The 26,444-nt window shown below is 41.4% G+C and carries 23 protein-coding genes; 15 read left to right on the top strand and 8 right to left on the bottom strand.

The features are described from left to right. Positions 1-20: 20 nt before the first annotated feature. Both NOS7524_RS22220 and NOS7524_RS22225 read right to left on the bottom strand, forming a co-directional pair. Positions 21-1,145: a type IV pilus twitching motility protein PilT gene (locus NOS7524_RS22220; protein ID WP_015140724.1), complete on the bottom strand. Its 1,125-nt coding sequence runs from the start codon at positions 1,143-1,145 to the stop codon at positions 21-23. An 86-nt stretch (positions 1,146-1,231) separates the two neighbouring features. Continuing rightward, positions 1,232-3,244 (bottom strand): GspE/PulE family protein, encoded by a 2,013-nt coding sequence (locus tag NOS7524_RS22225; protein WP_015140725.1) that lies wholly within the window; start codon positions 3,242-3,244, stop codon positions 1,232-1,234. Between the two features lie 363 nt (positions 3,245-3,607). Here NOS7524_RS22225 and grpE point away from each other — a divergent pair, with 363 nt between their 5' ends. The 7 genes from grpE (at position 3,608) to NOS7524_RS22265 (ending at position 12,180) form a co-directional block, all read left to right on the top strand. Continuing rightward, the gene (grpE, locus tag NOS7524_RS22230) at positions 3,608-4,354 is read left to right on the top strand and encodes a nucleotide exchange factor GrpE (protein ID WP_015140726.1); all 747 of its coding nucleotides are present in this window, start codon (positions 3,608-3,610) and stop codon (positions 4,352-4,354) included. Between the two features lie 253 nt (positions 4,355-4,607). Continuing rightward, positions 4,608-6,569 carry a molecular chaperone DnaK gene (dnaK, locus tag NOS7524_RS22235; RefSeq protein ID WP_015140727.1) on the top strand — a complete coding sequence of 654 codons (1,962 nt, stop codon included), beginning with the start codon at positions 4,608-4,610 and terminating at the stop codon, positions 6,567-6,569. Between the two features lie 471 nt (positions 6,570-7,040). Next, positions 7,041-8,168: a molecular chaperone DnaJ gene (gene dnaJ / locus NOS7524_RS22245; protein ID WP_015140728.1), complete on the top strand. Its 1,128-nt coding sequence runs from the start codon at positions 7,041-7,043 to the stop codon at positions 8,166-8,168. Beyond that, positions 8,168-8,425: a sulfurtransferase TusA family protein gene (locus tag NOS7524_RS22250; protein ID WP_015140729.1), complete on the top strand. Its 258-nt coding sequence runs from the start codon at positions 8,168-8,170 to the stop codon at positions 8,423-8,425. The genes dnaJ and NOS7524_RS22250 overlap by 1 nt, the downstream gene beginning before the upstream one ends. Beyond that, the gene (gene rsgA / locus NOS7524_RS22255) at positions 8,422-9,540 is read left to right on the top strand and encodes a small ribosomal subunit biogenesis GTPase RsgA (RefSeq protein ID WP_015140730.1); all 1,119 of its coding nucleotides are present in this window, start codon (positions 8,422-8,424) and stop codon (positions 9,538-9,540) included. Before NOS7524_RS22250 ends, rsgA begins: the two co-directional genes overlap by 4 nt. 423 nt (positions 9,541-9,963) lie before the next feature. Next, on the top strand, positions 9,964-10,491 hold the full coding sequence (locus NOS7524_RS22260; protein WP_015140731.1) for a GIY-YIG nuclease family protein: 528 nt from the start codon (positions 9,964-9,966) through the stop codon (positions 10,489-10,491). Positions 10,492-10,623: 132 nt separating this feature from the next. Then, the gene (locus tag NOS7524_RS22265; protein ID WP_015140732.1) at positions 10,624-12,180 is read left to right on the top strand and encodes a protein kinase domain-containing protein; all 1,557 of its coding nucleotides are present in this window, start codon (positions 10,624-10,626) and stop codon (positions 12,178-12,180) included. A 40-nt stretch (positions 12,181-12,220) separates the two neighbouring features. On the opposite strand, the gene NOS7524_RS22270 is transcribed toward NOS7524_RS22265, so the two are convergent. After that, complete coding sequence (locus NOS7524_RS22270) at positions 12,221-13,468, bottom strand: hybrid sensor histidine kinase/response regulator (protein WP_015140733.1); 1,248 nt, start codon at positions 13,466-13,468, stop codon at positions 12,221-12,223. A 46-nt stretch (positions 13,469-13,514) separates the two neighbouring features. Next, entirely contained in the window at positions 13,515-15,896 is a 2,382-nt protein-coding gene (locus NOS7524_RS22275; protein ID WP_015140734.1) for an ATP-binding protein, read from the bottom strand. A 370-nt stretch (positions 15,897-16,266) separates the two neighbouring features. Here NOS7524_RS22275 and NOS7524_RS22280 point away from each other — a divergent pair, with 370 nt between their 5' ends. From NOS7524_RS22280 to NOS7524_RS22290, 3 genes are all read left to right on the top strand, one after another. Beyond that, complete coding sequence (locus NOS7524_RS22280) at positions 16,267-17,286, top strand: daunorubicin resistance protein DrrA family ABC transporter ATP-binding protein (RefSeq protein ID WP_015140735.1); 1,020 nt, start codon at positions 16,267-16,269, stop codon at positions 17,284-17,286. Positions 17,287-17,395: 109 nt separating this feature from the next. After that, a complete protein-coding gene (locus NOS7524_RS22285; protein ID WP_015140736.1) occupies positions 17,396-18,283 on the top strand; it encodes an ABC transporter permease in 888 nt (295 codons plus the stop codon). Positions 18,284-18,327: 44 nt separating this feature from the next. Beyond that, positions 18,328-18,711, top strand: coding sequence for a hypothetical protein (locus NOS7524_RS22290; RefSeq protein WP_015140737.1), 384 nt, complete (start codon positions 18,328-18,330; stop codon positions 18,709-18,711). 143 nt (positions 18,712-18,854) lie between these two features. Here the strand turns inward: NOS7524_RS22290 and NOS7524_RS22295 are convergent, their stop codons facing one another. Further along, the gene (locus NOS7524_RS22295; RefSeq protein ID WP_015140738.1) at positions 18,855-19,295 is read right to left on the bottom strand and encodes a peroxiredoxin; all 441 of its coding nucleotides are present in this window, start codon (positions 19,293-19,295) and stop codon (positions 18,855-18,857) included. Between the two features lie 178 nt (positions 19,296-19,473). Between NOS7524_RS22295 and NOS7524_RS22300 the strand changes: the two genes are divergently transcribed. The 5 genes from NOS7524_RS22300 (at position 19,474) to NOS7524_RS22320 (ending at position 22,367) form a co-directional block, all read left to right on the top strand. Further along, positions 19,474-19,878 (top strand): Npun_F0494 family protein, encoded by a 405-nt coding sequence (locus NOS7524_RS22300; RefSeq protein WP_015140739.1) that lies wholly within the window; start codon positions 19,474-19,476, stop codon positions 19,876-19,878. Between the two features lie 267 nt (positions 19,879-20,145). Beyond that, the gene (gene cobQ, locus NOS7524_RS22305) at positions 20,146-21,618 is read left to right on the top strand and encodes a cobyric acid synthase CobQ (RefSeq protein ID WP_015140740.1); all 1,473 of its coding nucleotides are present in this window, start codon (positions 20,146-20,148) and stop codon (positions 21,616-21,618) included. Between the two features lie 17 nt (positions 21,619-21,635). Further along, positions 21,636-21,875, top strand: a complete 240-nt coding sequence (locus NOS7524_RS22310) for a 2Fe-2S iron-sulfur cluster-binding protein (protein ID WP_015140741.1) — start codon at positions 21,636-21,638, stop codon at positions 21,873-21,875. Between the two features lie 80 nt (positions 21,876-21,955). Continuing rightward, a complete protein-coding gene (locus NOS7524_RS22315; RefSeq protein ID WP_268742010.1) occupies positions 21,956-22,156 on the top strand; it encodes a type II toxin-antitoxin system HicA family toxin in 201 nt (66 codons plus the stop codon). Further along, a complete protein-coding gene (locus tag NOS7524_RS22320) occupies positions 22,149-22,367 on the top strand; it encodes a type II toxin-antitoxin system HicB family antitoxin (protein ID WP_015140743.1) in 219 nt (72 codons plus the stop codon). Before NOS7524_RS22315 ends, NOS7524_RS22320 begins: the two co-directional genes overlap by 8 nt. 255 nt (positions 22,368-22,622) lie before the next feature. On the opposite strand, the gene NOS7524_RS22325 is transcribed toward NOS7524_RS22320, so the two are convergent. From NOS7524_RS22325 to NOS7524_RS22335, 3 genes are all read right to left on the bottom strand, one after another. Then, entirely contained in the window at positions 22,623-23,066 is a 444-nt protein-coding gene (locus tag NOS7524_RS22325) for an SRPBCC family protein (protein ID WP_015140744.1), read from the bottom strand. Between the two features lie 43 nt (positions 23,067-23,109). Beyond that, positions 23,110-24,549: a 9,9'-di-cis-zeta-carotene desaturase gene (gene zds / locus NOS7524_RS22330; RefSeq protein ID WP_015140745.1), complete on the bottom strand. Its 1,440-nt coding sequence runs from the start codon at positions 24,547-24,549 to the stop codon at positions 23,110-23,112. Between the two features lie 277 nt (positions 24,550-24,826). Then, positions 24,827-25,003 (bottom strand): ribbon-helix-helix protein, CopG family, encoded by a 177-nt coding sequence (locus NOS7524_RS22335; protein ID WP_015140746.1) that lies wholly within the window; start codon positions 25,001-25,003, stop codon positions 24,827-24,829. Between the last annotated feature and the right edge of the window lie 1,441 nt (positions 25,004-26,444).

The following is a 26,444-nucleotide window of genomic DNA, read 5'->3' on the forward strand; positions in this document are numbered from 1 at the left end:
TGGTTGATTAATTACTAAGATTAATGAGCTTTTACAGCACCGGGTTTTGCACCTGCCGTTTGCGGAGGAGCGGATGGGCCGATCAGGCGTTGAATTTCATCTGGTTTAGAAGTCTTAGACATTGCAGCTTCAAAAGAGATTGTTCCTGCTTTGTAATAATCTGCTAAAACTTTCTCTAAAGTTTGCATTCCTAATTTACCGCCAGTTTGAATAGCTGAGTAAATTTGCGATGTTTTACCTTCTCTAATTAAGTTAGAAATAGCGGGAGTTACAATCATAATTTCTTGTGCCATAATCCGACCATATTCACCTGGTTTAGGATTTTTCTTAGGCACTAAGGTTTGACTAAATACTGCTACTAAAGAGTTAGATAACTGCACCCGCACTTGGGTTTGTTTTTCGTGGGGGAAAACATCGATAATCCGGTCAACAGTCTGGGAGGCAGAACTTGTATGTAATGTACCAAATACTAAGTGTCCTGTTTCTGCGGCCGAAATTGCCAAAGAAATTGTTTCTAAATCCCGCATTTCACCCACCAGAATAATATCTGGATCTTCTCGTAGGGCTGCTTTCAAGGCATTAGCAAAACTCTTAGTATCTTCACCCAATTGTCGTTGGTGAACTAGACTTTTAATTGGTTCATAAACAAACTCAATGGGGTCCTCCACCGTCAAAATATGCTCGGCTTTTGTGCGGTTAATCAAGTCAATCATTGCCGCCAGAGTCGTTGTTTTACCAGAACCTGTAGGGCCTGTCACCAGAATTAATCCTCTGGGTTTATCGCACATTTCTCTGACCACATCTGGCAGACCTAATTTTTCAAAATTAGGAATTTTGGAACTGAGCGCCCTTAAACAAGCAGCATAAGCACCACGCTCTTTATAAACATTCACCCGAAAGCGAGCTAAACCTTTCACACCGTAAGAACAGTCTAATTCCCAGGTTTGTTCTAAGGTTTTACGCTGGGTATTATTGAGCATACTAAAAATTAGTCTTTGACACTGCTCTGCTGTCAATATTTGGTCGCCGATGGGTGTAAGTTTGCCACTAATACGGAAATAGGGAGGCAACCCTGCGGATAAGTGCAGATCCGAACCACCCATTTCAATCATCTGCTCCATCAAGTCTTCAATCATCATTTCCATAAGTCGTACCAATTCAAAATTCAAAATTCAAAATGAAAGACTTTCTAGGGTGTGTTGACTATTACCCAGTCCCCAGTACCCAGTCCCTAATCCTCAAACCGAGGTGTCATACAGTAGGGACAATCTAGCCATTCTGGTTGTAATACGGCGTTACAGGTGCGGCAGGTAAGTCCACTTTTACGCTTGGCTTTTAATTCAGCTTCTAAACCTGTGTCTGTGAATGTCACCCGTTCTACTTCTTCTAGGGTGGTGGAACCTTGGCGAACTAAGTCTAAGCTGTACGCCAGTAGGGTTTTCATGCCTTCTTCTACCGCTACTTCTTTGATGCGTTCTGTGGGAGCTTCTTCGTTGATTAAAGTTTGCAGGTTTTCAGTCACCCGCATGACTTCATAAACACCACAACGGCCTTTATAGCCGACACCGTTACAGCTGGGACAAAGCTGATTTTTGGCTTTGGTTTCAGCGATCGCTTCTGGTGGTACAGTATTAGCTTTATAGAAGGTAACGTTGACTTCTTGGGAAGCAGACATCCCATAACGTGCTAATTCTTCAGGTGTGGGAGTATAGGGAATGCGACAATCAGAACAAACACGCCGCACTAGACGTTGTGCCAATACCCCAATCAACGAACTAGAAACCATGAATGGTTCAATACCCATTTCTCCTAAACGTGCGATCGCACCAGGAGCATCATTGGTGTGTAAAGTAGTTAATACTAAGTGACCAGTCAACGCAGCTTCAATCGCTGTTTTGGCTGTTTCTTTATCCCGCGTTTCACCCACTAGCAGCACATCGGGATCTTGTCGCAAAAATGCCCGCAAAGCTGTCGCAAAATCTAAACCTTTTTCCCGAATTACCTGTACTTGTGTAATCCCTGGCAAGCTGTACTCAATGGGATCTTCTACGGTGCTGATATTAATCCCTGGTGAGTTCTTCTCTGCCAGTGCTGAATATAGTGAAGTTGTTTTACCAGAACCCGTAGGCCCAGTTACCAAAATTAACCCAAAAGGCTTACTTACCATATCTTGGACAATTTGCAAGGTTTCTGGGTCGGTAATTAACTTATTTAGTCCTAATTGCGTAGAAGAGTTATCTAAAATCCGCAGCACTACCTTTTCCCCGTAGCGACTGGGCAAAGTATTCACCCGGAAGTCTACTTTGCGTCCCTCGAACATCCGCCGAATCCTTCCGTCTTGGGGTAAACGTCTCTCAGCAATATCCAAGTTAGAGATGATTTTAAATCTGGCTGTGACGGCGGGAATAATTTTTTTCGGTAGGGGGTCAAAAGCCTCCCGTAATACCCCATCCTTACGAAAGCGAATCCGCAGATTTTCTTCTTGGGGTTCGACGTGGATATCAGAAACCTTATCGTGCAGAGCTTTAGCTAGGATGCGATTTACAAGGTTGATGACTGGCGCATCCTCTGCACCTTTCATTGCTGATCCTAAATCAGCCTCCATTTCTTCAGGCGCATCCTGAATATCGAGATTGCCGAGGTTTTCTAAATCCTGATTAATATCTGTAAATTTTTCTTGTTCTATATGCTTTTGGCGGACAGCCAACTCATCCAAGTATTGGTTGATTAACTGTTGGTAATCCTCCTGAGTAATTACCATGCGCTGTAATGCCAAACCTTGGGGACGCAAGATCCGGTTGAGGTCATCCGACGCTTCTAAGTTGTCCGGATCAACCATTGCCACTAAAACATAGGGCGGTTTTTGTTCATCATTTCTAGATAGGGGGACTAAACGATGGCGGCGACAGATATCCACTGGGATGAGGGTTTCTATCAGTTGCCCCACCATCGTATTGCCAAGATTATTGACTTCCGGATCAAGGAATTCAACACCGTATAGTATCTTCAGTTCAAATAATTGCTGTTTCTTGTACTGCCTGAGAAACTCAGGTGATAATTGTCGTCCAGTGATTGACTCTAGCACTTCCGTCAAGGGTCTACCAGACTTGCGACTTTCAATCAGCGCCTGCCTCATTTGGTCGTTATTTACATAGCCAGATTGCACTAGCTTGTTACCAAAAGGCGAAAACTCGGTTCTTGTAGTGAGTGCGGTACTGCGCCGTTGTGGTGAAGATTGAGTCATAGGTGAGCAATGAGTAGGGAAAACCTCTGCTTAGAGTATTCCCAACCTGAGTCATATAATTTTCATAGAGACTAAGTAATTTGAGGTAAAAATTTTAAACTTAAACTACGTAGGGGAGTGAGCAGCAGAGGTGTATGGGTGTAGGGGAGACAATATTTACCTCAATGCCCAATTCGGATAATCGCACCTAGAACATCTACGCTAATCTGTTCACCATTTGTCAAAATAAGATGTCGGTGACATCATTTCCAGGGAAATTTCGGCAAAAAAAATCGGCAGCAGTGTACAGCTATCAATTACAACGCTTGTCTACTCTGGCGGAAGAATGCCGTAAACAACGCCTGGGATGAGTAGACTTAAATAATGATGGACGAAAATAAACAGGTAAACAATACAAGCCAGCCATTGGGTGAATCAACAGAGGTAAATCAAGCAATGATGAGCGACTCCCAAGCCCCAATCAATTCTCACGAATCTGGCAGCGAGGTTACTGAGCAAGTGGCAGCCCCAACAAATGTACCGGGAGACACTGTACTCACAGAAGAAAATAACATCGCTGCACCAGAAACTGCTCAAGTCGATACGGCCGCGTTGACAGAATTGACTCAAAAAATTGAGTTACTTAAAGCGCAACTAGAAGAACGTAGTACACAATATATGCGGATTGCGGCAGATTTTGAAAATTACCGCAAACGGACGCAAAAAGAAAAAGAGGAATTAGACATACAGGCGAAGCGGAACACCATTATGGAGTTGCTGCCTGTAGTCGATAATTTTGAACGGGCCAGAGCGCACCTCAAGCCACAAACTGAAGGTGAGATGACAATTCATAAAAGTTATCAAGGGGTTTATAAACAACTCGTGGATTCACTGAAGCGATTGGGTGTATCACCAATGCGTCCTGAAGGTCAGGAGTTCGATCCCAATCTCCATGAAGCAGTAATGCGGGAACCTACGGATGAACATCCTGAAGGAACAGTGTTAGAAGAGTTAGTGCGCGGATATTACTTGGGCGATCGCGTGCTACGTCATTCTATGGTCAAAGTGGCTGCTCCAAAGGAAGACGCACCACCTGCACCAGAAAGTCAGCCGAGTCCAGCCGACAGTTAAGCTGTCTACAGCTCGCCTCGCTGACCAATAGTGCCTAGGTCATAGCAGAGGCGAGCATTGCTAGGGATGGGAAGGGACTGGCGACTGGGGATTGGGTATTGGGGAGGTAGTGCATTGGGAGGGTTTCCCGACTTGTAGCAACTGCCGTCATTGGGGAAAATTTTTCTTCCCTACACCCCCTAAACCCCTACTTTCTACCTCAAGGTCGTCCGCGTAACATTCCGGCAACAGCACTCAGTAAAAATACTTTAATATGGGAAAAGTTATTGGAATCGACTTAGGCACTACAAATAGTTGTGTTGCAGTTTTGGAAGGTGGTCAACCAATAGTGATCGCTAGCTCCGAAGGCGGACGAACTACACCGAGTATTGTAGGCTTTGGTAAAAGTGGCGATCGCTTAGTCGGTCAATTAGCAAAACGCCAAGGTGTCACGAATGCGGAAAACACGATTTATAGTATTAAACGATTCATCGGGCGGCGTTGGGAGGATACAGCTACAGAGCGCGATCGTGTACCTTATAGCTGTGTAAAAGGTCGAGACGATACCGTTGATGTGCAAATTCGTGGACGCAACTTCACACCGCAAGAAATATCCGCCATGATCCTGCAAAAGCTCAAACAGGATGCGGAAAACTTTTTAGGTGAAGCTGTCACGCAAGCAGTAATTACCGTACCAGCATATTTCACTGATGCCCAACGACAAGCTACTAAAGATGCTGGCACCATTGCTGGGTTAGAAGTTTTACGAATTATTAATGAACCTACAGCTGCTGCTTTAGCCTTTGGCTTAGATAAGCAAGACCAAGAGCAGCTGATTTTGGTTTTTGACTTAGGCGGCGGCACCTTTGATGTCTCTATCTTGCAATTAGGAGATGGAGTTTTTGAAGTCAAAGCTACTAGCGGCAACAACCAACTCGGCGGCGACGATTTTGATGGTTGTATCGTCAATTGGATGATTGAACGCTTCCAACAGCAAGAAAAAATCGACCTTGCCCAAGATAAAATGGCACTGCAACGCCTGCGAGAAGCAGCAGAAAAAGCCAAAATCGAACTCTCCAGTATGGCAAGTACCTCGATTAACTTGCCTTTTATTACATCTGATGAAACTGGGCCGAAACATCTAGAGATGGAACTGAGCCGTTCTAAATTTGAAGAATTGGTAGGGCATTTAATCGAAGCCACTATCGAACCGATGATTCAAGCCCTCAAAGATGCAGACCTGAAACCACAAGACATCAACCGCATGATTTTAGTAGGTGGTTCTACCCGCATTCCTGCCGTGCAGAACGCCTTGATGAAGTTTTTTAACGGCAAAACCCCTGACCGTTCCGTTAACCCTGATGAAGCTGTGGCTTTAGGTGCAGCGATTCAAGCTGGAGTTCTGGGTGGCGAAGTAGATAATCTGCTGCTGTTGGATGTTACACCCCTATCCTTGGGAATTGAAACCTTGGGAGAAGTATTCACCAAAATTATTGAACGCAACACGACAATTCCTACTAGTAAATCTCAAGTATTTTCTACTGCCGTTGATGGGCAAACTTCAGTAGAAATTCACGTTCTTCAAGGTGAACGAGCAATGGCGCGAGATAATAAGAGTCTCGGCAAGTTTCTGTTAGCAGGAATCCCCCCAGCCCCCCGTGGTGTACCGCAAATTGAAGTATCTTTTGAAATTGATGTTAATGGTATTCTCAAAGTTGCTGCCCAAGATAAAGGCACAGGTAGAGAACAGAGTATTAGGATTACTAATACTGGTGGTTTGAGTAACAATGAAGTAGAACGGATGCGTCAAGAAGCCGAAGTGTTTGCGGATGAAGATAGAAGGCGCAAAGAATTAGTTGAACTGAAAAACCAAGCAGATAATCTATTATTCAGTTACGAATCCACCTTAAAAGACAATGGCGAATTAATCGGTGAGCAGATGAAAGTTTTAGCCAACGAAAAAGTCGCTCTCCTCCAAAGTATTATGACTAATCCCGCCATTTCCCTGAAAGAATTTCAACAATGCTTAGAAGATTTCCAACAAACTCTATTTGCTATTGGTGCAAATGTTTATCAACGAGCTTCTGACCAAAATGGTGATGACATTGACTTGGGTGTAGATAGTTCTTTGGCAACAGGATTAGAATCTCCCATAAGTGGCACCTTAATTCCGCAATTTAATTTTGATTTTGATGAAGAAAGTACAGCACAAGCTGATTATGAAGCGATAGATTAGAGATTAGGCATATAAATTCAAAATTCAAAATTGAATAACTTCTGACTTTTCCCCTCTGCTCCCCTGCTCCCCTGCTCCCCTGCTTCTTCCCAATCCCCAATCCCCAACAAGGGGGGTTTTCCACACCTAATAGTGCGGCTAGCCCCTCTAGTTGATAAGCGGGGCTTTCGTCTGCTACGTAGCACAATTGTAAAAGAGACAGCCGATTCGGAAGTGAGAGGTTTAAGGTTATGCTGCCTCTGTTCCCAACTTCGGTGGCTTTTTTCGTTTTCCAGGAGCAAAGCACCTATTGCTTGCAACTTGCTGGTGATCTTTAGTAAAAGAGAACAAGGTAAAATCGATTATTACAATAAATTAACTTTTACCTTTTGCTGAACCTCTGGCAAGCCAACCCTGTAGTGTGTAATGCCTAGCCTCCGGTAACGGCTTACGCCGAACTGCTTTCTTCCCCCCTACTTTTACCTTTGCTATATGGCCCGCGACTATTATGAAATTCTGGGCGTCTCTCGTGACGCAGACAAAGAAGAAATCAAACAAGCATACCGCCGTTTAGCCCGGAAGTATCACCCAGATGTGAACAAAGAACCGGGAGCGGAAGAACGCTTTAAGGAAATTAACCGTGCTTATGAAATCCTTTCTGAGCCGGAAACTAGAGAGCGTTATAACCGTTTTGGTGAAGCTGGTGTCTCTGGTGGTGCTGGTGTTGGCTTCCAAGATATGAGCGATATGGGCGGTTTTGCCGATATCTTTGAAAGTATTTTTAGTGGGTTTGCTGGTGGTATGGGCGGCCCAACGCAAAGACGGCGTAGCGGGCCGGCGCGAGGTGATGATTTACGGCTAGACCTGAAGTTAGACTTTCGAGAAGCTGTATTTGGTGGTGAAAAAGAAATTCGGATTTCCCATCTAGAAACCTGTGAAGCTTGTAGTGGTTCGGGAGCAAAACCAGGGACTCGTCCCCGCACTTGTTCGACTTGTAGCGGTTCTGGTCAGGTGCGTCGGGTTACTAGAACGCCTTTTGGTAGTTTCACTCAGGTATCAACTTGTCCTACCTGTAATGGTACGGGCATGGTGATTGAAGATAAGTGTGATGCTTGTGATGGTAAGGGTACAAATCAAGTTACCAAGAAACTGAAAATTACCATTCCCGCAGGTGTGGACAATGGTACGCGCTTACGTATATCCCAGGAAGGCGATGCTGGTCAACGTGGTGGACCCCCTGGAGATTTGTATGTCTATTTGTTTGTCAATGAGGATGAAGAATTCCAGCGAGATGGTATTAACATTCTCTCGGAAATCAAAGTTAGCTACTTGCAAGCGATTTTAGGTTGTCGTTTGGAGGTAGACACGGTAGATGGTTTAGTGGAATTAATTATTCCTGCCGGGACTCAGCCCAATACAGTGATGAAGTTGGAAAATCGTGGCGTACCGCGCTTAGGCAACCCCGTCAGTCGGGGCGATCATCTATTAACAGTATTAATTGATATTCCAACTAAGGTGACACCAGATGAGAGAGAATTGTTGGAGAAGCTAGCTAAAATTAAAGGAGACCGTACTGGTAAAGGTGGTCTAGAAGGATTCTTGGGAAATCTGTTTAAATAATGACGCTCTCTTCTCTATTAACACCGGATGCTCAACTGGACTTGCGGGGTACTCCTTGCCCGATTAATTTTGTGCGGACAAAACTCCGTCTGGAGCAAATGCCCCCAGGAGCATTGCTAGAAGTATGGTTAGACCCCGGAGAGCCAATTGAGCAAGTTCCTGATAGCTTGACAATGGCAGGTTATCAGGTAGAAGAAATTACCGACTGCTCTGGCTATTTCTCTTTGTTAATTCGCCGTCCTGTGGCTGCCTCATGAGATTTGATGCTACTGAACAGTTAGTAGGTACGGTGTTAGCCGTGCAGGCGAATTTTTACAAGGTACAGCTAGATCAAGAGGAGGGGGAGATAGGGAAGATGAGGGAGATGGGGGAGATGAGGGAGCAAAATCCTCCTCATCTTCCTCATCCTCCTCATCCTTTCCTCCTGTGTACTCGCAGAACGCGCTTGAAAAAAATTGGGCAGCAGGTGATGGTTGGCGATCGCGTGGTCGTAGAAGAGCCAGATTGGTCTGGAGGACGGGGGGCGATCGCAGAGGTTTTATCTCGTCAAACCCAGCTAGACCGACCGCCAATCGCCAATGCTAACCAAATTATGTTAGTTTTTGCGGTGGCTGATCCGCCCCTAGAACCTTTCCAACTCAGTCGATTTCTGATTAAGGCTGAGTCTACTGGTCTAGATGTGGTTTTGTGTTTGAATAAGAGTGATTTAGTTTCCCCAGATGAAAAGCAAGAAATTAGCGATCGCCTATTAGCTTGGGGCTATCAACCGCTATTTATTAGCGTTAAAAATGAAATCAATATTGACCAAGTAGCTAAGGATCTCAACCATAAAATTACTGTTGTTGCCGGTCCTTCTGGCGTAGGGAAATCTAGCTTAATTAATGCGCTAATTCCCGACATTAACCTGCGCGTGGGAGAAGTTTCCGGAAAATTAGCCCGTGGTCGTCATACTACCCGCCATGTAGAATTATTTGAGTTACCCAGTGGTGGTTTACTGGCGGATACTCCGGGTTTTAATCAACCTGATGTAGATTGTAGTCCAGAAGAGTTAGTGTATTATTTCCCAGAAGCTAGAGAACGCCTTGCTGTTGCTAGCTGTCGGTTTAATGATTGTCTGCATCGAGATGAACCCGATTGTGTTGTGCGGGGTGAGTGGGAACGCTATGAACATTATGTAGATTTTTTGGATGAAGCGATCGCTCGGCAAACTCAACTTAACCAACAGGCTGATCCAGAATCTACCTTAAAGCGCAAAACCAAAGGCAAAGGTCAAAACCAATACGAACCAAAACTGGAAAGCAAAAAATATCGTCGGACTTCTCGACGTACCCAAGTGCAAGCTTTACAAGATTTGTACCAAGAAGACGATTGAAGAAGGCAGAAGGCAGGAGGCAGAGGGCAGAAGGTTTCGTACCCTGCGGGAAGCTGACGCAACAGAAGGAGATTCAAACCCCACCTGAACGAGAGCCACCAAATTGAAAATTTGGTGGGGGTCTTAAACCCTTGCTCCCTCCGGTCGCGCAGATGGTTCGGGCGATCAGGGAAGGGATAAATCCCTTCTGCCCTCTGCCCTCTGCCCTCTACCTTTCTTTGATAAATAAATAATTAAAAGTTTGTAGTGTTCGCGTAACATTTCGCAGGGGTACAAAGAAATGGCTAGAGCCTGTTAATTTTTATAATTTCATATTACTTAATATATTTTGATTTATTGCCACTGACTTACTTAAGTAATTAAAAAATATTACAATTGATAATTGCTAATTACTCAGATAAATCTAAAATTCATATTTAATATATGACTAACCTTACTAGCTTAGAATATATTCCCTACATTGATGAAAACGGTCAATTACCAGAATATTTGCAGGGAAAAATCGGAGTATATGCTATTTTTAATCAAGAAAAAATACTGCAATTTGTTGGCTATTCTCGTGATGTTTATTTAAGCCTCAGACAGCATTTAGTTCGTCAAGTACAACAATGTTATTGGGTGAAAGTGCAAACTATTGAGCGTCCTAGCCGTACAGTTTTAGAAAATATAGAGAATGCTTGGATTACTGAAAATGGAAGTATTCCCTTGGGAAATGGGGAAAATAAGGAACAATGGACACAACCCATTAATGTTAAAACTCTCATGACACCTGAAGAACAGGCAAGGTATCAAAATCCAGCTATTGATGAGTTAGCACAAATAGCCATTCTGAAAAATGTAGCTCGGCGAATAGAAGCAGAAATTTTCCAAGTTTTAGAAACTCGTGGTTTGCAAACACAAATGCGCTTTAATCCTAAATTAAAAGAGGAAGGATTACTTGATTTGAAGTGAAGTACCACCACTCACAGGGATTATATATCGGAACAATATGACAGCTAACAATATATCTGAAAACATAAACTATACTTGGGAGAGTCTGTATTAGAAAATTCAATACACCTTGTAAGTAGCCACAGGGTTTCCATGACAATAAATCTTTTAAACGATCGCTATCAAGTTATCCGTACATTGGGGGCAGGTGGTTTTGGCGAAACCTATCTAGCAGAAGATACCTATATGCCCTCAAAGCGGCTGTGTGTGGTTAAACAGCTTAGACCAATCCAAAATAATCCGCAAATTTACCAGCTAGTACAAGAAAGATTTCAACGAGAAGCAGCAATATTGGAAGAATTGGGTGGTTCTACAGACCAAATTCCCACATTGTATGCTTATTTTTGTGCTGATGAGCAATTCTATTTAGTACAGGAGTGGATTGAAGGCGACACACTGACAAAAAAAGTGCAGCAGCAAGGCTTATTGAGTGCTGATGTTGTGCAAGAACTTTTGGTTAACTTGTTACCCATTTTAGAGTACGTCCACTCCAAGCAAATTATTCACCGTGATATCAAACCCGACAATATCATTTTGCGTTATGGCGATGGCAAACCTGTATTGATTGATTTTGGTGCAGTGCGGGAATCAATGGGAACAGTAGTTAACTCTCAAGGCAATACTACCAGTTCAATTGTAATTGGCACACCTGGGTATATGCCGAGTGAACAAGCCGCAGGTAGAGCTGTTTATTCTAGTGATTTGTATAGTTTAGGTTTGACAGCAATTTATTTGCTGACGGGGATGCAGCCACAACAATTAGACATAGACTCGCAAACGGGGGAAATTATCTGGCGTAATTATGTGAACAATATCAGCCCCTTCATCGCCAGTGTAATTGATCAAGCGATCGCCTACCATCCCCGCGATCGCTACCCCACTGCTAGAGCCATGCTTGATGCTTTGCAGAGTACAATCTACTCCATACCACCAACTCAAGCAGTAGTACCACCAACACAAGCAATACAAAAACCACAGTTGCAACCAGTCGTCACAACACCAACACCTACCAAAGTCCCCGTTAATACTCAGCTGCAAACTTCAGGTAGTAAGAACGCCATGATTATAGGTGGGTTGATTGCTGCTGGGTTAATTGGTGGTTCTGTAATTATTAGTCAGGTATTAACGAAATCTCCTCAACCCATAGCCAACCAAAAAACTGCATCTTCTATAGCAACTTCAAATATTAATTCTCCAATGGTTGAAACGCCTGCTGTGACAACACCACCAGTTGTAACAACTACATCTTCAGTTTCCAAAGTTGCTCAACCTCAGCCTTTACCCCCAAGACCATTAGATCATCGAGAAAATCGACCTCCAAGGATCAGAAAACCACTATACCCACCTCCAGATTTGCCTACATCTACTAACAATTACTTTTGGCTTTCTGAACGAGCTGTCACCGATGCAGATTTACAAGGTAAAACCGGGTTTGAATTAGATATTATGCGAAATACAATTTTCGCGCTTCACGGTCGCCGTTTTGAAAATCCTGGCATACAAGATTACTTTAATAATCAACCTTGGTATCAGCCTCAATATTCAGCCAAGGATTTTCCTATAAAATTGCTTTCAAATCTAGAAATGCGAAATGCAGCATATATTGCTAGATATCAAGACATTTACAAGTTAAGACATTTTAAAAAATAAGTCTTTTTGTTTTTTGTTATTTTTGAATTTTGAATTGGTATTAGCCCATATTATCCATAACATTTTTTGTTATGATTGTTTGCTGAATCGGCATGGTAATTATAAATTTAGCACCCTCTCCGGGAGAGGACTTTACCTCTAAAGTACCTTGATGTTTTTCCACAATAATTTCGTGAGCGATCGCTAATCCTAAACCTGTACCTTTACCTATAGGTTTAGTTGTGAAGAATTGCTCAAACATCTTCTGCTGGGCTTCCTCAGATATACCTATACCATTGTCAGCAATTTCAATTAACACTGCTTTTTTGTCATCTAGAACTGTTGTATGAATCGAAATTGTTGGGATATCAGGTATTTGATGATTTAATATTGATTCTTCTATAGCATCAATAGCATTAGCTAAAAGATTCATAAACACTTGGTTAATTTGACCTGAGTAGCACTCTACTAAGGCTGATTTTTCATAATTTTTCACTATATTTATAGCTGGACGTTTTGGTGTAGCTTTCAGGCGATGACTCAAAATCATCAGTGTGCTATCAATGCCTTCATGAATGTCAAATAATTGAAATGTTGTATTATCTAACCGCGAGAACAGACGCAGCGATCGCACAATTTTTTCTACACGTTCTGTCCCTATAGCCATTGAAGATAACAGTCGGGGTAAATCTTGTTTAATAAAATCTAGGTCAATTTCATCAGAGTAAGCTTTAATCTCTGGAATTACCTGATTAGTATGATTTTCATATAAGGATAATAATTCTAATAAATGGGTTATATAGTTTTGAGCATGAATTAAATTACCATAAATGAAATTGACAGGATTATTAATTTCATGTGCGATACCTGCAACTAATTGCCCTAGTGAAGACATCTTTTCTTCTTGCACTAACTTCATTTGGGTTTGTTGTAGTTCTAAATGTACATTGATTCTGGCTAATACTTCTTCAGTTTCAAAAGGTTTAGTAATATAGTCTACTGCTCCCAGTTTTAATCCTTTAATTTTATTAACTGAATCAGAAAGAGCAGTCATAAAAATTACAGGTATATCCTTTGTCTTTGGATCTGCTTTCAGGCGATGGCAAGTTTCAAAACCGTCCATACCCGGCATCATGACATCCAATAAGATCAAATTAGGTAATGATTCTTTGATTTTCTCTAAAGCACTTTGACCACTTTTAGCAACAGAAACTCGAAATCCATAATGATTGAGAATTTCAAATAAAATTTTGATATTAGTTGGAATATCATCTACAATTAAAATAGATTTATTTATGAAGTTTCCCATCTAATCATCCCGTGAAACATTGCTGTTTTATCTCCATGATTGCCAACTAAATTTTAGAAAAATCACTATTTAAATAAGGTTGAATCATTTTCACAATTAATTCATCTTCAAAATCTTCCAGTAATTTATAAACTTGAGTAGTGAAGTTATGATATTTTTCATCTAATTGTTGAATGCGGTTGATTTCTTCTTGAATACCTACAACATAACCAGCTTTAGCAGCTTGATATAATTTAATTAATTCTGTAGCTGGAGGAAATATTAATTCCTCAGAATCTGGATAAAGTTGTGTAGAATATCCAATCATATTTTCTTTAACTATAGATAAATCTGATAGTATCTCAGTGTTGACTACTGGTATATCTAGGTCAAACCAAAACTTACTACCTTGACCATAGATACTTTCAACCTTAATTTTACTACCCATCATTTCTATAATTTGGTGACTGATTGCCAGTCCTAAACCTGTACCTTCTGATTTATGTGAAGTATTTCCTACCTGCTCAAATGGCAAAAATATTTTTTCTAATTGCTCGGCTGTCATACCGATGCCTGTATCTGCAATTTGGAATCTAATTTTCCTGAGAGGTAACTCCTGATGCAAATTAGAATTGACCATTGTGATATTATTTTCAATCATCTCCACAATGAAAGTAACTGTACCAGTTTCTGTAAACTTAACAGCATTACCTAAAAGGTTAATTAAGACTTGCCGTAGGCGTTTCTCGTCAGCATGAATAATATTTGGTAACTGATGATCGATATGGCAAGTAAAGCTGATTGCTTTTTGCTGTGCTTTAATACGGCAAGTATCACAAACACCTGACAATAAATTTTTAAAGTCTAATTTTATAGGATATAGTTCTAGTTTTTTGGCTTCGATTTTAGCAATATCTAAAATATCATTAATTAAAGTCAAAAGATGAGAGCCACAATCGTAAATTATATTTAGTCCTTCTATTTGCTCAGAATTAGTGTTTGCATCTAGTTGGAGAATTTGAGCATAGCCAAGAATGCCGTTCAATGGGGTGCGAAGTTCATGACTCATATTAGCCAAAAATTCACTTTTGGCGTGGTTAGCGGCATCGGCAGCTTCTTTTGCAGCTGTGATTTCTGCGGTTCTTTGGGCAACTCGGTTTTCTAATTCCTGATTTGTAGTTTCTAAGGTATAAAAAGATTCACGCAGTTGTCTGGCCATCTGATTAAAAGATTGAGCTAGAATACTCAATTCTTGAACATCAGAAATCATCACTTTTTGCTCAAGTTTACCAGAAGCGATCGCACTACTGGCTTGGGTTAACTGTAAAATAGGATGAACTATCCAACGGGAAGTGTATATGCCTAGTGTTGTAGCTAGAATCAGCGCCCCTACACATAACAAAATTGTCGTGCGAGTGTTGGCATGAATTTGTGCCATAAACTCACTTTCAGGGACAACAACAATCACCAGCCAATCTAATCCCAATGGATCACGCCAAGAGTTTACCTGAGTAAAATGGCGTTCATTTCTTAGAGTTAATACGAATTGTTGCGGAGATTTAATATTTTGGAGTTGACCGAATTTTTTTGTTAAATATTGTGTTGTGCCATGAATTAAATAATTTTCACTTTTCAATGCTGATAGTCGTTGTGCTTTACCATTAATTAACTTAAATGGTGATTCATGAGTTGAAGAAGCTACAATTAGTCCAGAAGGTTCTAGGATAAAGATTTCTCCGGTTTTACCAATTTTTAAATTTTCTAAAAAATTACTGATTTGTGTCAGAATCAAATCAACACTCATGACACCAATAAACTGATTATTGCTATTACTTACAGGATAACTGGAAGATATTGATAGAACTTCTGGTTTATCTTCCCACTGATAAATCTGACTCCAAACAGGTTTACTAACTTTAACAGCATCTGTATACCATGCTTCTACACGAGGATCATAATCTTTAACCGCTATGAATTGTTGACGATTAACTTGGCTATCGGTTTGATAAACATAAAGTTTACCCAAACCATTTTTTTGAGAAACTTCATTAATTAATAGCTTGCCATTATCTAAACGTTCAACTCCTATAAATTCACCTTGAGGATTAGCAAAACTAATATAGCCAACATTAAATACTTGCATTTGCTGGGCAAAATAACGCCCTGTGGTTTGAAAATCTTTGAGATTCAGCATTCCTTGCTCGACAGCATCTAAATTAATTTGATTAATCTGATGAGGGGTTTCTAAATAGCTATCTAGGTGCTGATCAACAAGCAGATTCACTTGATTGATTAGCTGATGAGCAAGTTCATTAACAGCCTTCTGCCCATTTCTAAACGACAGATAACCCACAAGTCCCACAGTAGCGAAAATTTGAATGACAAAAGGGACAATTAAAATGAAGCGTAAGGGTAACTTTTGAGAAAGTTGAACATCACAATGCGTCATTGTTTTCAGTGATCAGATCCGCACAAAGCAGAGTGTAAATTTCTGGCATTATTTTGCCCATTATCCCAGCCGGAATATCATGAGTGCATTGAAAGACGCGATCGCTCCATTAGTGTCATTAGCAGTTTGTGATTGATAATTGCTGCTTATTCAATTGATATTGACCTTGTACAACGATTACTGAAGATCGATTGTTGCATTTGTATTACTCTATAGAACAAAAATTTTACATATATACAGCTACAGCAGTTGTCATGACAACATACCGCAACTACTAGATAAGTATCAACGCGATCGCTTTCTCCTCACACCGCTCCACTACAATATAGATAGACATTGTTGCGAATTGTATAGTTAGGGATTAGCTGTCATGGCTCCCGCCGTTTTAATTCAAAATCTGCAAAAACGCTACGGCACAGTGGAAGCCGTCAAAGATGTTTCCTTCCAGGTGGAGTCAGGAGAAATCTTTGGTTTACTCGGCCCCAACGGTGCTGGCAAAACCACCACTCTGCGTGCTTTGTGTACCCTCACAACTCCAGATGCTGGCAAAATCGAGGTATCTGGGATTTCTGTGTTGGATAATCCCAGATTGGCAAGACAACGGTTAGGCTATGTAGCTCAAGAAGTTGCCCTAGATAAAGTGCTGACAGGCAGAGAACTGCTGCAATTGCAAGCGGCGCTTTATCATCTTCCAGGCGCAGTAGCCAAACAGCGAATTGAGAAAGTTTTAGACTTACTCGGTTTACAAGAATACGCCGATAAAAAAACAGGAACTTACTCTGGTGGTTTACGCAAGCGCCTAGATTTGGCGGCTGGGTTACTTCATGCACCAGATGTTTTGGTTCTAGATGAGCCGACAGTCGGATTGGACATAGAAAGCCGATTTGTAGTTTGGGACTTCCTCCGGAAATTGCGAGCTGCTGGCACAACGGTTGTGATTACCAGTCATTATTTAGAAGAGATTGACGCATTAGCCGATCGCGTAGCGATTATTGACCGTGGTGTAGTAATTGCCAATGGTACACCCTCACAGTTAAAAGACAAAGTAGGGGGCGATCGCATCACCTTACGCATCCGCGAATTTTCCCCTACAGAAGAAGCAGAACAAGCCAAAACCCTCCTGCAAGGATTGCCCTTTGTCCAAGAAATCATCATCAACACGGCTCAAGGCAATTCCCTTAACTTGGTAGTCAAACCCCAAAATGATGCTTTAGTCACCATTCAGCAATCCCTCAACAATGCAGGTTTACCGATTTTTGGCATTGCTCAATCCCGTCCTAGCCTCGATGATGTCTATCTTGCAGCTACCGGACGCACCCTCCTGGATGCGGAACTAGCAGCAGTTGCCAATCGCGATCCGAAAGCCGAGAAAAAGCAGAACATGAGATAGCAGGGGGGCAGGGGAGCAGGGGGCAGAGGAGAGCAACTTTTACCCAATCCCCAGTCCCCAGTCCCCAGTCCCCAATCCCCAATCCCTATTCCCTACTCCCAAAATCACTATGAGTGTAACCCCTAAATCTGATATCAATTGGCAGCAAATCACAGCACCTCAAGACTACTCACCTGCTACACCTAATTTTTTCGGTGAATTAGTCCAAGAGACGCTGGCTTTAACTCGTCGTTTATTTATTCAGTTGCAACGCCGTCCTTCTACTTTATTGGCTGGGATTATTCAGCCTGTCATGTGGTTGGTATTGTTTGGCGCGTTGTTCCAGAATGCCCCCAAAGGGTTATTTGGTACTACGACAAATTACGGACAATTTCTAGCAGCAGGTGTGATAGTATTTACGGCTTTTGCTGGTGCTTTAAATGCTGGTTTACCTGTGATGTTTGACCGTGAGTTCGGCTTTTTGAACCGTTTGTTAGTTGCTCCCCTGGCTTCACGGTTTTCCATTGTCTTTGCTTCCGCCATCTTTATTGTTAGCCAAAGCTTACTGCAAGCAGCCGTAATTGTCGGTGCAGCAGCATTTCTCGGTGCTGGGCTACCCGATGTAGCTGGTTTGGGTGCGATCGCTCTCATCGTCTTCTTGCTAGCTTTGGGTGTAACAGCGATTTCTCTAGGTTTGGCTTTTGCCCTACCCGGACACATTGAATTAATTGCTGTCATTTTTGTGACTAACTTACCATTACTATTTGCCAGCACTGCTTTAGCGCCTTTATCCTTCATGCCTAAGTGGTTGCAAGTCGTCGCTACCCTCAATCCTTTAAGCTACGCCATTGAACCAATTCGCTATCTCTACACTCATAATGAGTGGAATCTCACCAATGTGGTGATGCAAGCTCCTTGGGGCGATGTTACCTTTGGTAGTGCATTATTAATCCTGTTCGGTTTTGCGCTAGTTGCTTTATTGAGTATCCAGCCCCAACTACGCCGAACTCTTGCTTAAGATAAAAGCAGGATGGTGTTAGAGGAATTTAAGGGTAAAAACCCATGCAAAAATCATTTTTAGCAGTTACAAGACTTTTAGTAGCCAGCATTGCCACCATTGGCATTACTTCCTTGTTCACAGTGCAACCTAGCTTGGCTCAACTAGGCACAGTCGATGCAGGTGGCAATAATGCAGACCAACAAAATAATTTAGACTTTAACTCTGGCAATTTCAATATGTTTGACCTGATTCATCGGGCAACCTTCGGCACTGGCTCATGGGATGCTAATCGCCAAAGTGATCAAATTGATGAAGCAGCAAAAGCATTTAGAGAAAGACAAAACCGAGCCAGAACCAACAATCAACAACAGGGGCAAACTCTACCATTGCCTATCATTATCACCCCTAGCTCAACGCAACCAGCCGTCACATCTCCATCCCCATAATGAGTAATGAGTAACGAGTAAGGGACTTCCAGTTAAAAAATTATTCAATATGTAGGGTGCGTCAGCTAGAGAAATCCTTGAATTACAAGGAATTTATTCATACTGACGCACCCTACTAGCTAATCAGCACTCAGTAGCACTAACTAATTCAATCCCAGAGCCGCTAAAACATCGCTAGCATGGGTAGTTGTATTTACACTGGCATCAACATGAGTGATTTTGCCATCAGGGCTAATGACGTAGGTGACACGCTTGGCATAGCCGCCACCATCAACATCGTAAGCTTTGATGAGAGTTTGGTTGGTGTCAGCCAATAGAGGAAAATTCAGATTATATTTTTGAGTGAAAGCCTGATGAGAGGCTTCATCATCAGCACTGACTCCCAGTACCACTACATCTTTATTTTGATAATCTGATTTGGCATCCCGGAAGCTACAAGCTTGCTTAGTGCAACCTGGGGTGTCATCTTTCGGGTAGAAATATAAAACAACAGTCTTTCCAGCAAAATCAGATAACGAAACGGTGTTACCGTTAGTATCTTTGACGGTAAATGCAGGTGCATCTGTACCAACCGCTAGAGGCATAATGAACCTTTCCTGTTTCAGATTTTTGATGACTCTGAAATTTTACAATAATTTACAATATTTTCATGACTTACTGAAAAAACTCAAGCTAGGGATATAGAAGCTAGAGAGGAGAGATAAAAGATAACTCTTTCCCAATCCCCAATCCCCAATCCCCAATCCCCAATCCCTCAAAACTATGTCTGTTATTGATTCCCAAAATCCCAAAATCCTTTCCTATCCCCCTAGCAGTGTAACGAGAGCAGAGCGATCGCTCATTTGTTCGCCGTTCCAGATAGGATTATTTGTCACCATGCGTCAGCAAAGTGTGTCTTTAGGTGCGATCGCCTCGGAAAATGGTGTTAAAAATGGTTACACCAAAAATCCGCTCTCAGAATTGGTTTGTGATAACGCATTGGGTTGGTTAATCCAAGTAGGTTTATTACGGCGCGAAGTTGATGGACAGGGAATTACAGATAGCTTTCGTCTCACGCCCCTAGGGCATCAACTGATGGAAAAATATCAAGGTCAAAACTTGCCTACTCCCTCATGGCGCGATCGCTTCTACAATGCTGTGATTCGTTGGTTGCGACTGCCCTTTTAGCTTGAACCACTCAAAAGTTAGGATGAGGTATTTCCAGGGAACAATATATACGGAGAAACATCAACCCATTTATCAATTCTTTACCATTTTCATCTCTAGAAATTGGGTGAGATTGTTAAGCTGGGTTGCATCTTTTCATCAACTTGAGGCAGAATGTCTGCCCACAGATTACGATGGTAGCTGCCCGATTTTGTGACTCTGAGCTAATGAGTTGCTATATTATCCCCCAAATATCCCACCTCTATATTTAAATAACTCACAGTGGCTATGAAATCTATTATGGTAGTGGGGACAACCTCCCACGCAGGGAAATCACTGATAACAACAGCTATTTGTCGGATTTTGTCACGGCGTGGTTGGCGAGTGGCTCCCTTTAAAGGACAAAATATGGCTTTAAATGCCTATGTCACAGCCAATGGGGGAGAAATCGGCTACGCGCAAGCAGTCCAAGCTTGGGCGGCTGGGGTAATACCTTGGGTAGAAATGAATCCCATTTTACTCAAACCCCAAGGAGATATGACTTCTCAGGTAATCATGCGAGGGAGATATGTCGGTAAAACCAATGCAGCCGACTACTATGAGCAATATTTTGACATAGGTTGGCGAGCCATTGAGGAATCCCTACAGCACTTAGGTACAGAATTTGATTTGATAGTTTGTGAAGGTGCTGGGAGTCCGGCAGAAATTAACCTCAAGCACCGTGATTTGACTAATATGCGGATAGCGAAATATTTAAATGCTCCCACCATATTAGTAGTTGATATTGATCGTGGTGGTGCTTTTGCCCATGTCGTTGGTACTTTGGAATTATTAGAGCCAGACGAACGACAATTAATTAAAGGTGTAGTAATTAACAAGTTTCGGGGACAGCGATCGCTCTTAGAATCAGGAATTAAATGGTTAGAAGAACGCACAAAAATTCCTGTAATTGGCGTTATCCCTTACCTAGAAGAAATTTTTCCCGCAGAAGATTCCTTAGATTTATGGGATCGTAAATCATCTAAAACTCAGACCGATGTAAATATTAGTGTAATTCGCTTACCAAGAATTGCTAACTTTACCGACTTTGATCCCCTGGAAGCAGAACCAACAGTATCCGTAAAATATCTGAGTCCCAAACAAGATTTAGGACATCCAGATGCAGTAATTCTACCAGGGACAAAAACCACAATTGCCGACTTAATCCTGCTGCAAAAAAGCGGTATGGCAGAAGCCATTCAACACTACGCTGCTTCTGGTGGTACAGTATTAGGCATTTGTGGTGGCTACCAAATGTTAGGACAAATTATTGCCGATCCAGAAGGAATAGAAGGACAAGCAGGTAGATATCAAGGCTTAAATTTGTTACCAATTAAAACCGTCATTACAGGTCAAAAAATTGCCCGTCAACGCCAAGTTAGCTCCAATTTCCCCCAAATGGGCTTACCAGTCACCGGATTTGAAATTCATCAGGGGCGATCGCGTGTAGAGCTACAAGGAGATAATCAAGCCTATCAACCTCTCTTTGATGATGCTAACTTAGGGTTAGTGGATAGTTGTCAATCCGTTTGGGGTACATATCTCCACGGACTGTTTGATAATGGCCCTTGGCGACGCGCCTGGCTAAATCGGCTACGTCAACAACGCGGTTTAAAATCCTTACCTACAGGCGTTGCTAACTACCGAGATCAACGGGAGCAAATGTTAGACAATCTCGCCACTGAAATTGAAAATCATTTAGATTTAACACCTTTTTTATAGTGTTTAGGCTGTATCCCATGAATGTTAGCGTCCGCTTTTTGCCAGATGATGTCACCATTGATGCCGAAGTCGGAGAACCCCTATTAGATGTCGCCCAACGGGCTGGGGTCTTCATTCCTACAGGTTGTCTCATGGGAACGTGTCATGCTTGCACAGTGGAACTAGATGACGGCGAAACCATCCAGGCTTGCATCACCGCCGTACCTCCAGAAAACGAACAATTAACTATCAACTTATTCAGTGACCCAACTTGGTAGTTTTGTACTTGATCATGGTTTGGATAGAGTGGCATTGCATGAACTAACTTAAATTTAATTTAGAATAATGCCCAAAAAAAATTAGGGAGCTTAAGCAAATGCTCCGCCTAGTTGGTTTTACAGAACTACCAGGTAAAGGAAGTCATACTAACTGGATACATCCCTTGTATGCTGGAAAAATTACACTTTCAGGCAAAGATGGCACAGATGCTAAACCCTACCAAGAAAAGGAAGTGAGACAGGCAATAGAGGCGATCAAAGGTAAGAAACAAGATGAGTAAACTCAAGTACCAAATGGTGATTCAGTGGTCAGATAAAGATAATTGCTTCTTAGTAGGATTACCTGATTTTCCTGGACAACGCTGGCGCACTCATGGAGATACTTATGAATCAGCAGTAACAAATGGTATTGAAGCTTTAGAGTCTTTGATTATCGCTTATGAAGCTGCTGGTGAGCCACTTCCAGAACCAACAGTTTGTCATGCTGCTTAAAAAATTCTGATCTTAATCAGTGTGCTGGATCTGATAATTTCACCCAACACACAAAATTGATTGCACTAAGTTTATCGTAAATTCCAGGGTTTAAGACCCCTACGCCTACACGTAGTATCAGTTGAGTTGGGGTTTAAATCCCCGACTCCAACTGTCTTTAATTTTGAAGTAATGAGTAATAAGTAATGGGTATTACTCATTACTCATTACTCATTACTCACTACTCATTACTCATTTAAGCTAATTCCGCGTTAGCTAACTTGCCTTAACATTCAAGGCGTATGCTTTAAACCTCTCTAAATCGGCTTGAATTGTTGATTCCACAACTCTTCCCAAAAACAGGTTATCCATAATCTTGCCCAGAATACCGGGAATAGCATAAGAAACGGTCATCTTGACAATACTGCTACTGTGGCGGTCATAAAAGCGGATGGCTCCCTGATTAGGTAAACCATCCACCGATTCCCATTGAATAATTTGGTTGGGAACAACCTTGAGAATGCGAGATTTCCAGGTAAATTCCAGACCCCCAGTATTCAGTTTCCAAAGAGAAATATCAGGATTCTCCGGCGGAATTTTCACCGAATCAATCCACTTCATCCATTTGGGCATTTGTTCCAAGTCAGACCATAAGCTCCAAACTAATTCTATAGGAGCTTCTACTTCTACCTGTACGCTATGCTCTAGCCAGTCAGCCATGACTTTTTAGTGTTTAGATTTAATTGGGTTAGCAGTTCTCACTCTATTTTTTAGTATTCTCCAAAATGACTTTTGCTGCCCGTCGTCCGGAAATTGTGGCTCCTTCCATGCTATCGATGTAGTCTTGTTGAGTATAACTACCAGCTAAGAAGAAATTAGGCACAGGTGTTTTCTGATTAGGACGATACACATCCATTCCTGGTGCTTCGCGGTAGAGGGACTGCGCCAGTTTCACCACGCTATACCAAGTCATATTTAATTCCCGTGATGAGGGGAATAACTCATGGACTTGCTTGAGGACGTGTTGAGCGATCGCTTCGTTATTTTCTTTAATAAAAGGATCTCCTGGTGTCAGCACTAGCTGTAATAATGACCCTTGTCCTTGGCGATAATAATCACTAGGGCTAGTCAAAGCCAAATCCGCAAAACAAGAAAAGTCAGCATCAGCAGTATAGAGTAAGTTATCTATCCCAGCCGCATGATTGAGTTGTTTACGCTGTTCGCCATCTTGCAGTTCTGTCACCCAACCATCAAATCGTAACTGTACAGTGGCAACTGGCACTGCTTCTAACTTATAAATATTGTCAAATTCTGACCACTTGCGCCATTCCTGGGGCAGAATTCTGTGAATTCCTGGAATATCGCAAGCACAGACATAGGCATCAGCCGTGATTACTTCTGTCGCATCACCTTGGGCAACTGCTATCCCAGTCACGCGAGTTTCTCCGTCTACTTCCGCAAAATGAATCTCTCGTACTTGGCGACGAGTATAAATTTTTGTACCTCTAGCTTCTAAATACTTGAGGATGGGTTTGTGGAGGTATTCATCGGGGGAACCTTCCAACATTCGCAAGACAGAGGCTTCGCTTCTGACTGCAAAGAACTGGAAGATGGTTAACATACAACGGGCAGAAATATTCTCACAATCAATAAATCCCAAAGCGTAAGCTATGGGGTTCCACATTCTTTTAATACTGCCCTCACTACCGCCGTGACTACGGAACCAATCAGCAAAACTAATTTTATCTAAGTCGCGGATGGTTCTCATTGCCCCCTCAAAGTCTACTAACCCCCGCACGATGGGGCTAGTACCAAGAGCGATCGCATTTTGCAGTTTATCCTGTACAGATAGTTGAGAAGTGGTAAAAAATGCTTTCAACCCGTTAAAAGGTGCGCCCGTAAAGAAGCGAAAATCCAAAGCACCAGTACGCCCGCCTTTGTTGATAAAAGTGTGGGTATGTTCTTTGAGGCGTAAACTTGACAACGCCCCCACTTTTTCCATTAACTCAAACAGTTGGTAGTAGCACCCAAAAAATACATGCAATCCCATTTCAATATGATTGCCATCACCATCAATCCAACTGCCAACTTTACCCCCAACAAACGGACGGGACTCAAAAATCTGGACTTCACAGCCAGCATCGGCTAAATCTACTGCGGTTGCTAGCCCAGCCAATCCCGCACCTACAATTGCAACGCGCATTCCGTTCTTCCTTTTCAGTTTCTTTACAAATTGTAACTGACTCGGTATCGGAATTTGCTACTTATCTCTAGTTACGCAGGATTTTAAGGGACGGCAAAGTCATGCACCTGATGATCAATCTGTTTGTGTTACTCCTTTTCATCCTCATGACTCGATGCAATTAATCTAACGTTTGTATTCCACTAGATAAAATTTTGTCAGTCAAGGTGGACTAAAAAATATGAGTAAGCTTTATTGAGTAGTCAAAAGATGTGCGGCAATAACATCAAAACACCTCCTATCTACTCACTTCTTTATTTTCATCTGACACAGGTAAGCTTCTAATCAGTTCACGAATAACATCAGTTGCAGGTCTACCTGTCTGCTGACAATATTTTTCCAGTTTTTCTGCTTCCTGTGCTGCTAAATTAACAGTGATGCGTTTAACGGCCCATTTTTTATTAGTCATTATCATGCTATTTGCTGTGTATTAACATCATCAAAAACAACTCAATTGAAGATGAAGACGATAAGATTATCAGAATCTGTGTCACGAAACAAGTGATACTGATAATACGAAAAATGTTCTTTTTGTCAAATTGTTCGGGGTTTTTCAAGGAAATAGAAGAACTGTCTAGCAACTTGACAAGGATAATAGTACAGACTCACTATTTAAGAGGATATCTTTAGCCATAGGACGCTCTAGTCCGACTACTAAATTTGCTCCATGAAGTTAAACTAATTATTGGCCATATAATCCATGTCTCCAGAGTTTTCATTTATCAAAAGTGAGGGGATTGTTATTCTATCCAATGTTATAGGTAACTTGGAATAGAAACTTATTCCATCAGTAATCACTTCAAAGTAAATCCCAACAAGCGATCGCGGACATGGCTGGTAGTATCTAATCTAGATATCTCCCTAATATATGACTCTTTAATTGTAGAGTCACTGCTTTCTAGTTTTTTGCCAATTTTCTCTAAGATGAGACAAATGATTTTAGACCCGAAATTAGGAACTATATTGTTGACTTAGACTCTTAGAGTCACCAGCCATACTGGAAAAAAGGCTTTTTCTTCAGCAGTTTAACGCTCTATAAAAGGAAACAATGCCTAACTGATTTACATACTTCCTCATATTTTATAATTTACATTCAAAGCATCAACTAATATTTAACGCAGACAGATCATTTGGGTAGAAATGTTTTGCGTATTAAATAAGATTGATGAGTTTTTCGTACTTTTGTTCCTGGTTTTTTAGCTAGACTTTTTCATATATTTTATTGCTTGTCTATTCTTGGATAGAATCACTATGTCACTAATTAAGATTGACATTTTGATAATCTTCACAAGTAGCTAAAAATATATGCGTCTGTCCTGGCTATTTAGTGGTAGATGCTCAACCATAATTTTTAGTTACCTCTGCAACTAAAATTAGGTTGTTGAGTGTCTGTAGTTATCTCTAACTAGCTTCTGAAGCTTGCTATTAATACTAAGCATTAGCTCCGGAAACTAGAATCTCTTACATCAGCTTTTTATGTGGTTGTTGTACGGCTATTATATCCATCTTTTTTGTGCTTTAGGAAATCTTTATTTAAGAAGTAAATTGCATTTTTTTAGGTCTTTGTAAGAAAATCATAAAGATAAAATGTATAAGTCTAAAATTTCAAATAACTTTATATTAAGTTCAAAAAAGAGATGATTAAAAAATATCATTTCCTCTTGAATATTTATCTTAGTTTTATTCCTATCAATCAACTAAGTATTGACATTAATTGTTGTTTGAGCAATCAACTAGCAATCTACATTCTTAAGTTACCCAGATAATTACTAGAAATTACGATGAAATAGGTCAGTTCATGAAAATTTGATAAAGTTACCACGTAATGACATCACCTGGGACAGGGGATAGGGAAG

The sequence above is a fragment of the Nostoc sp. PCC 7524 genome (genome assembly GCF_000316645.1).
Lineage (GTDB): Bacteria > Cyanobacteriota > Cyanobacteriia > Cyanobacteriales > Nostocaceae > Trichormus.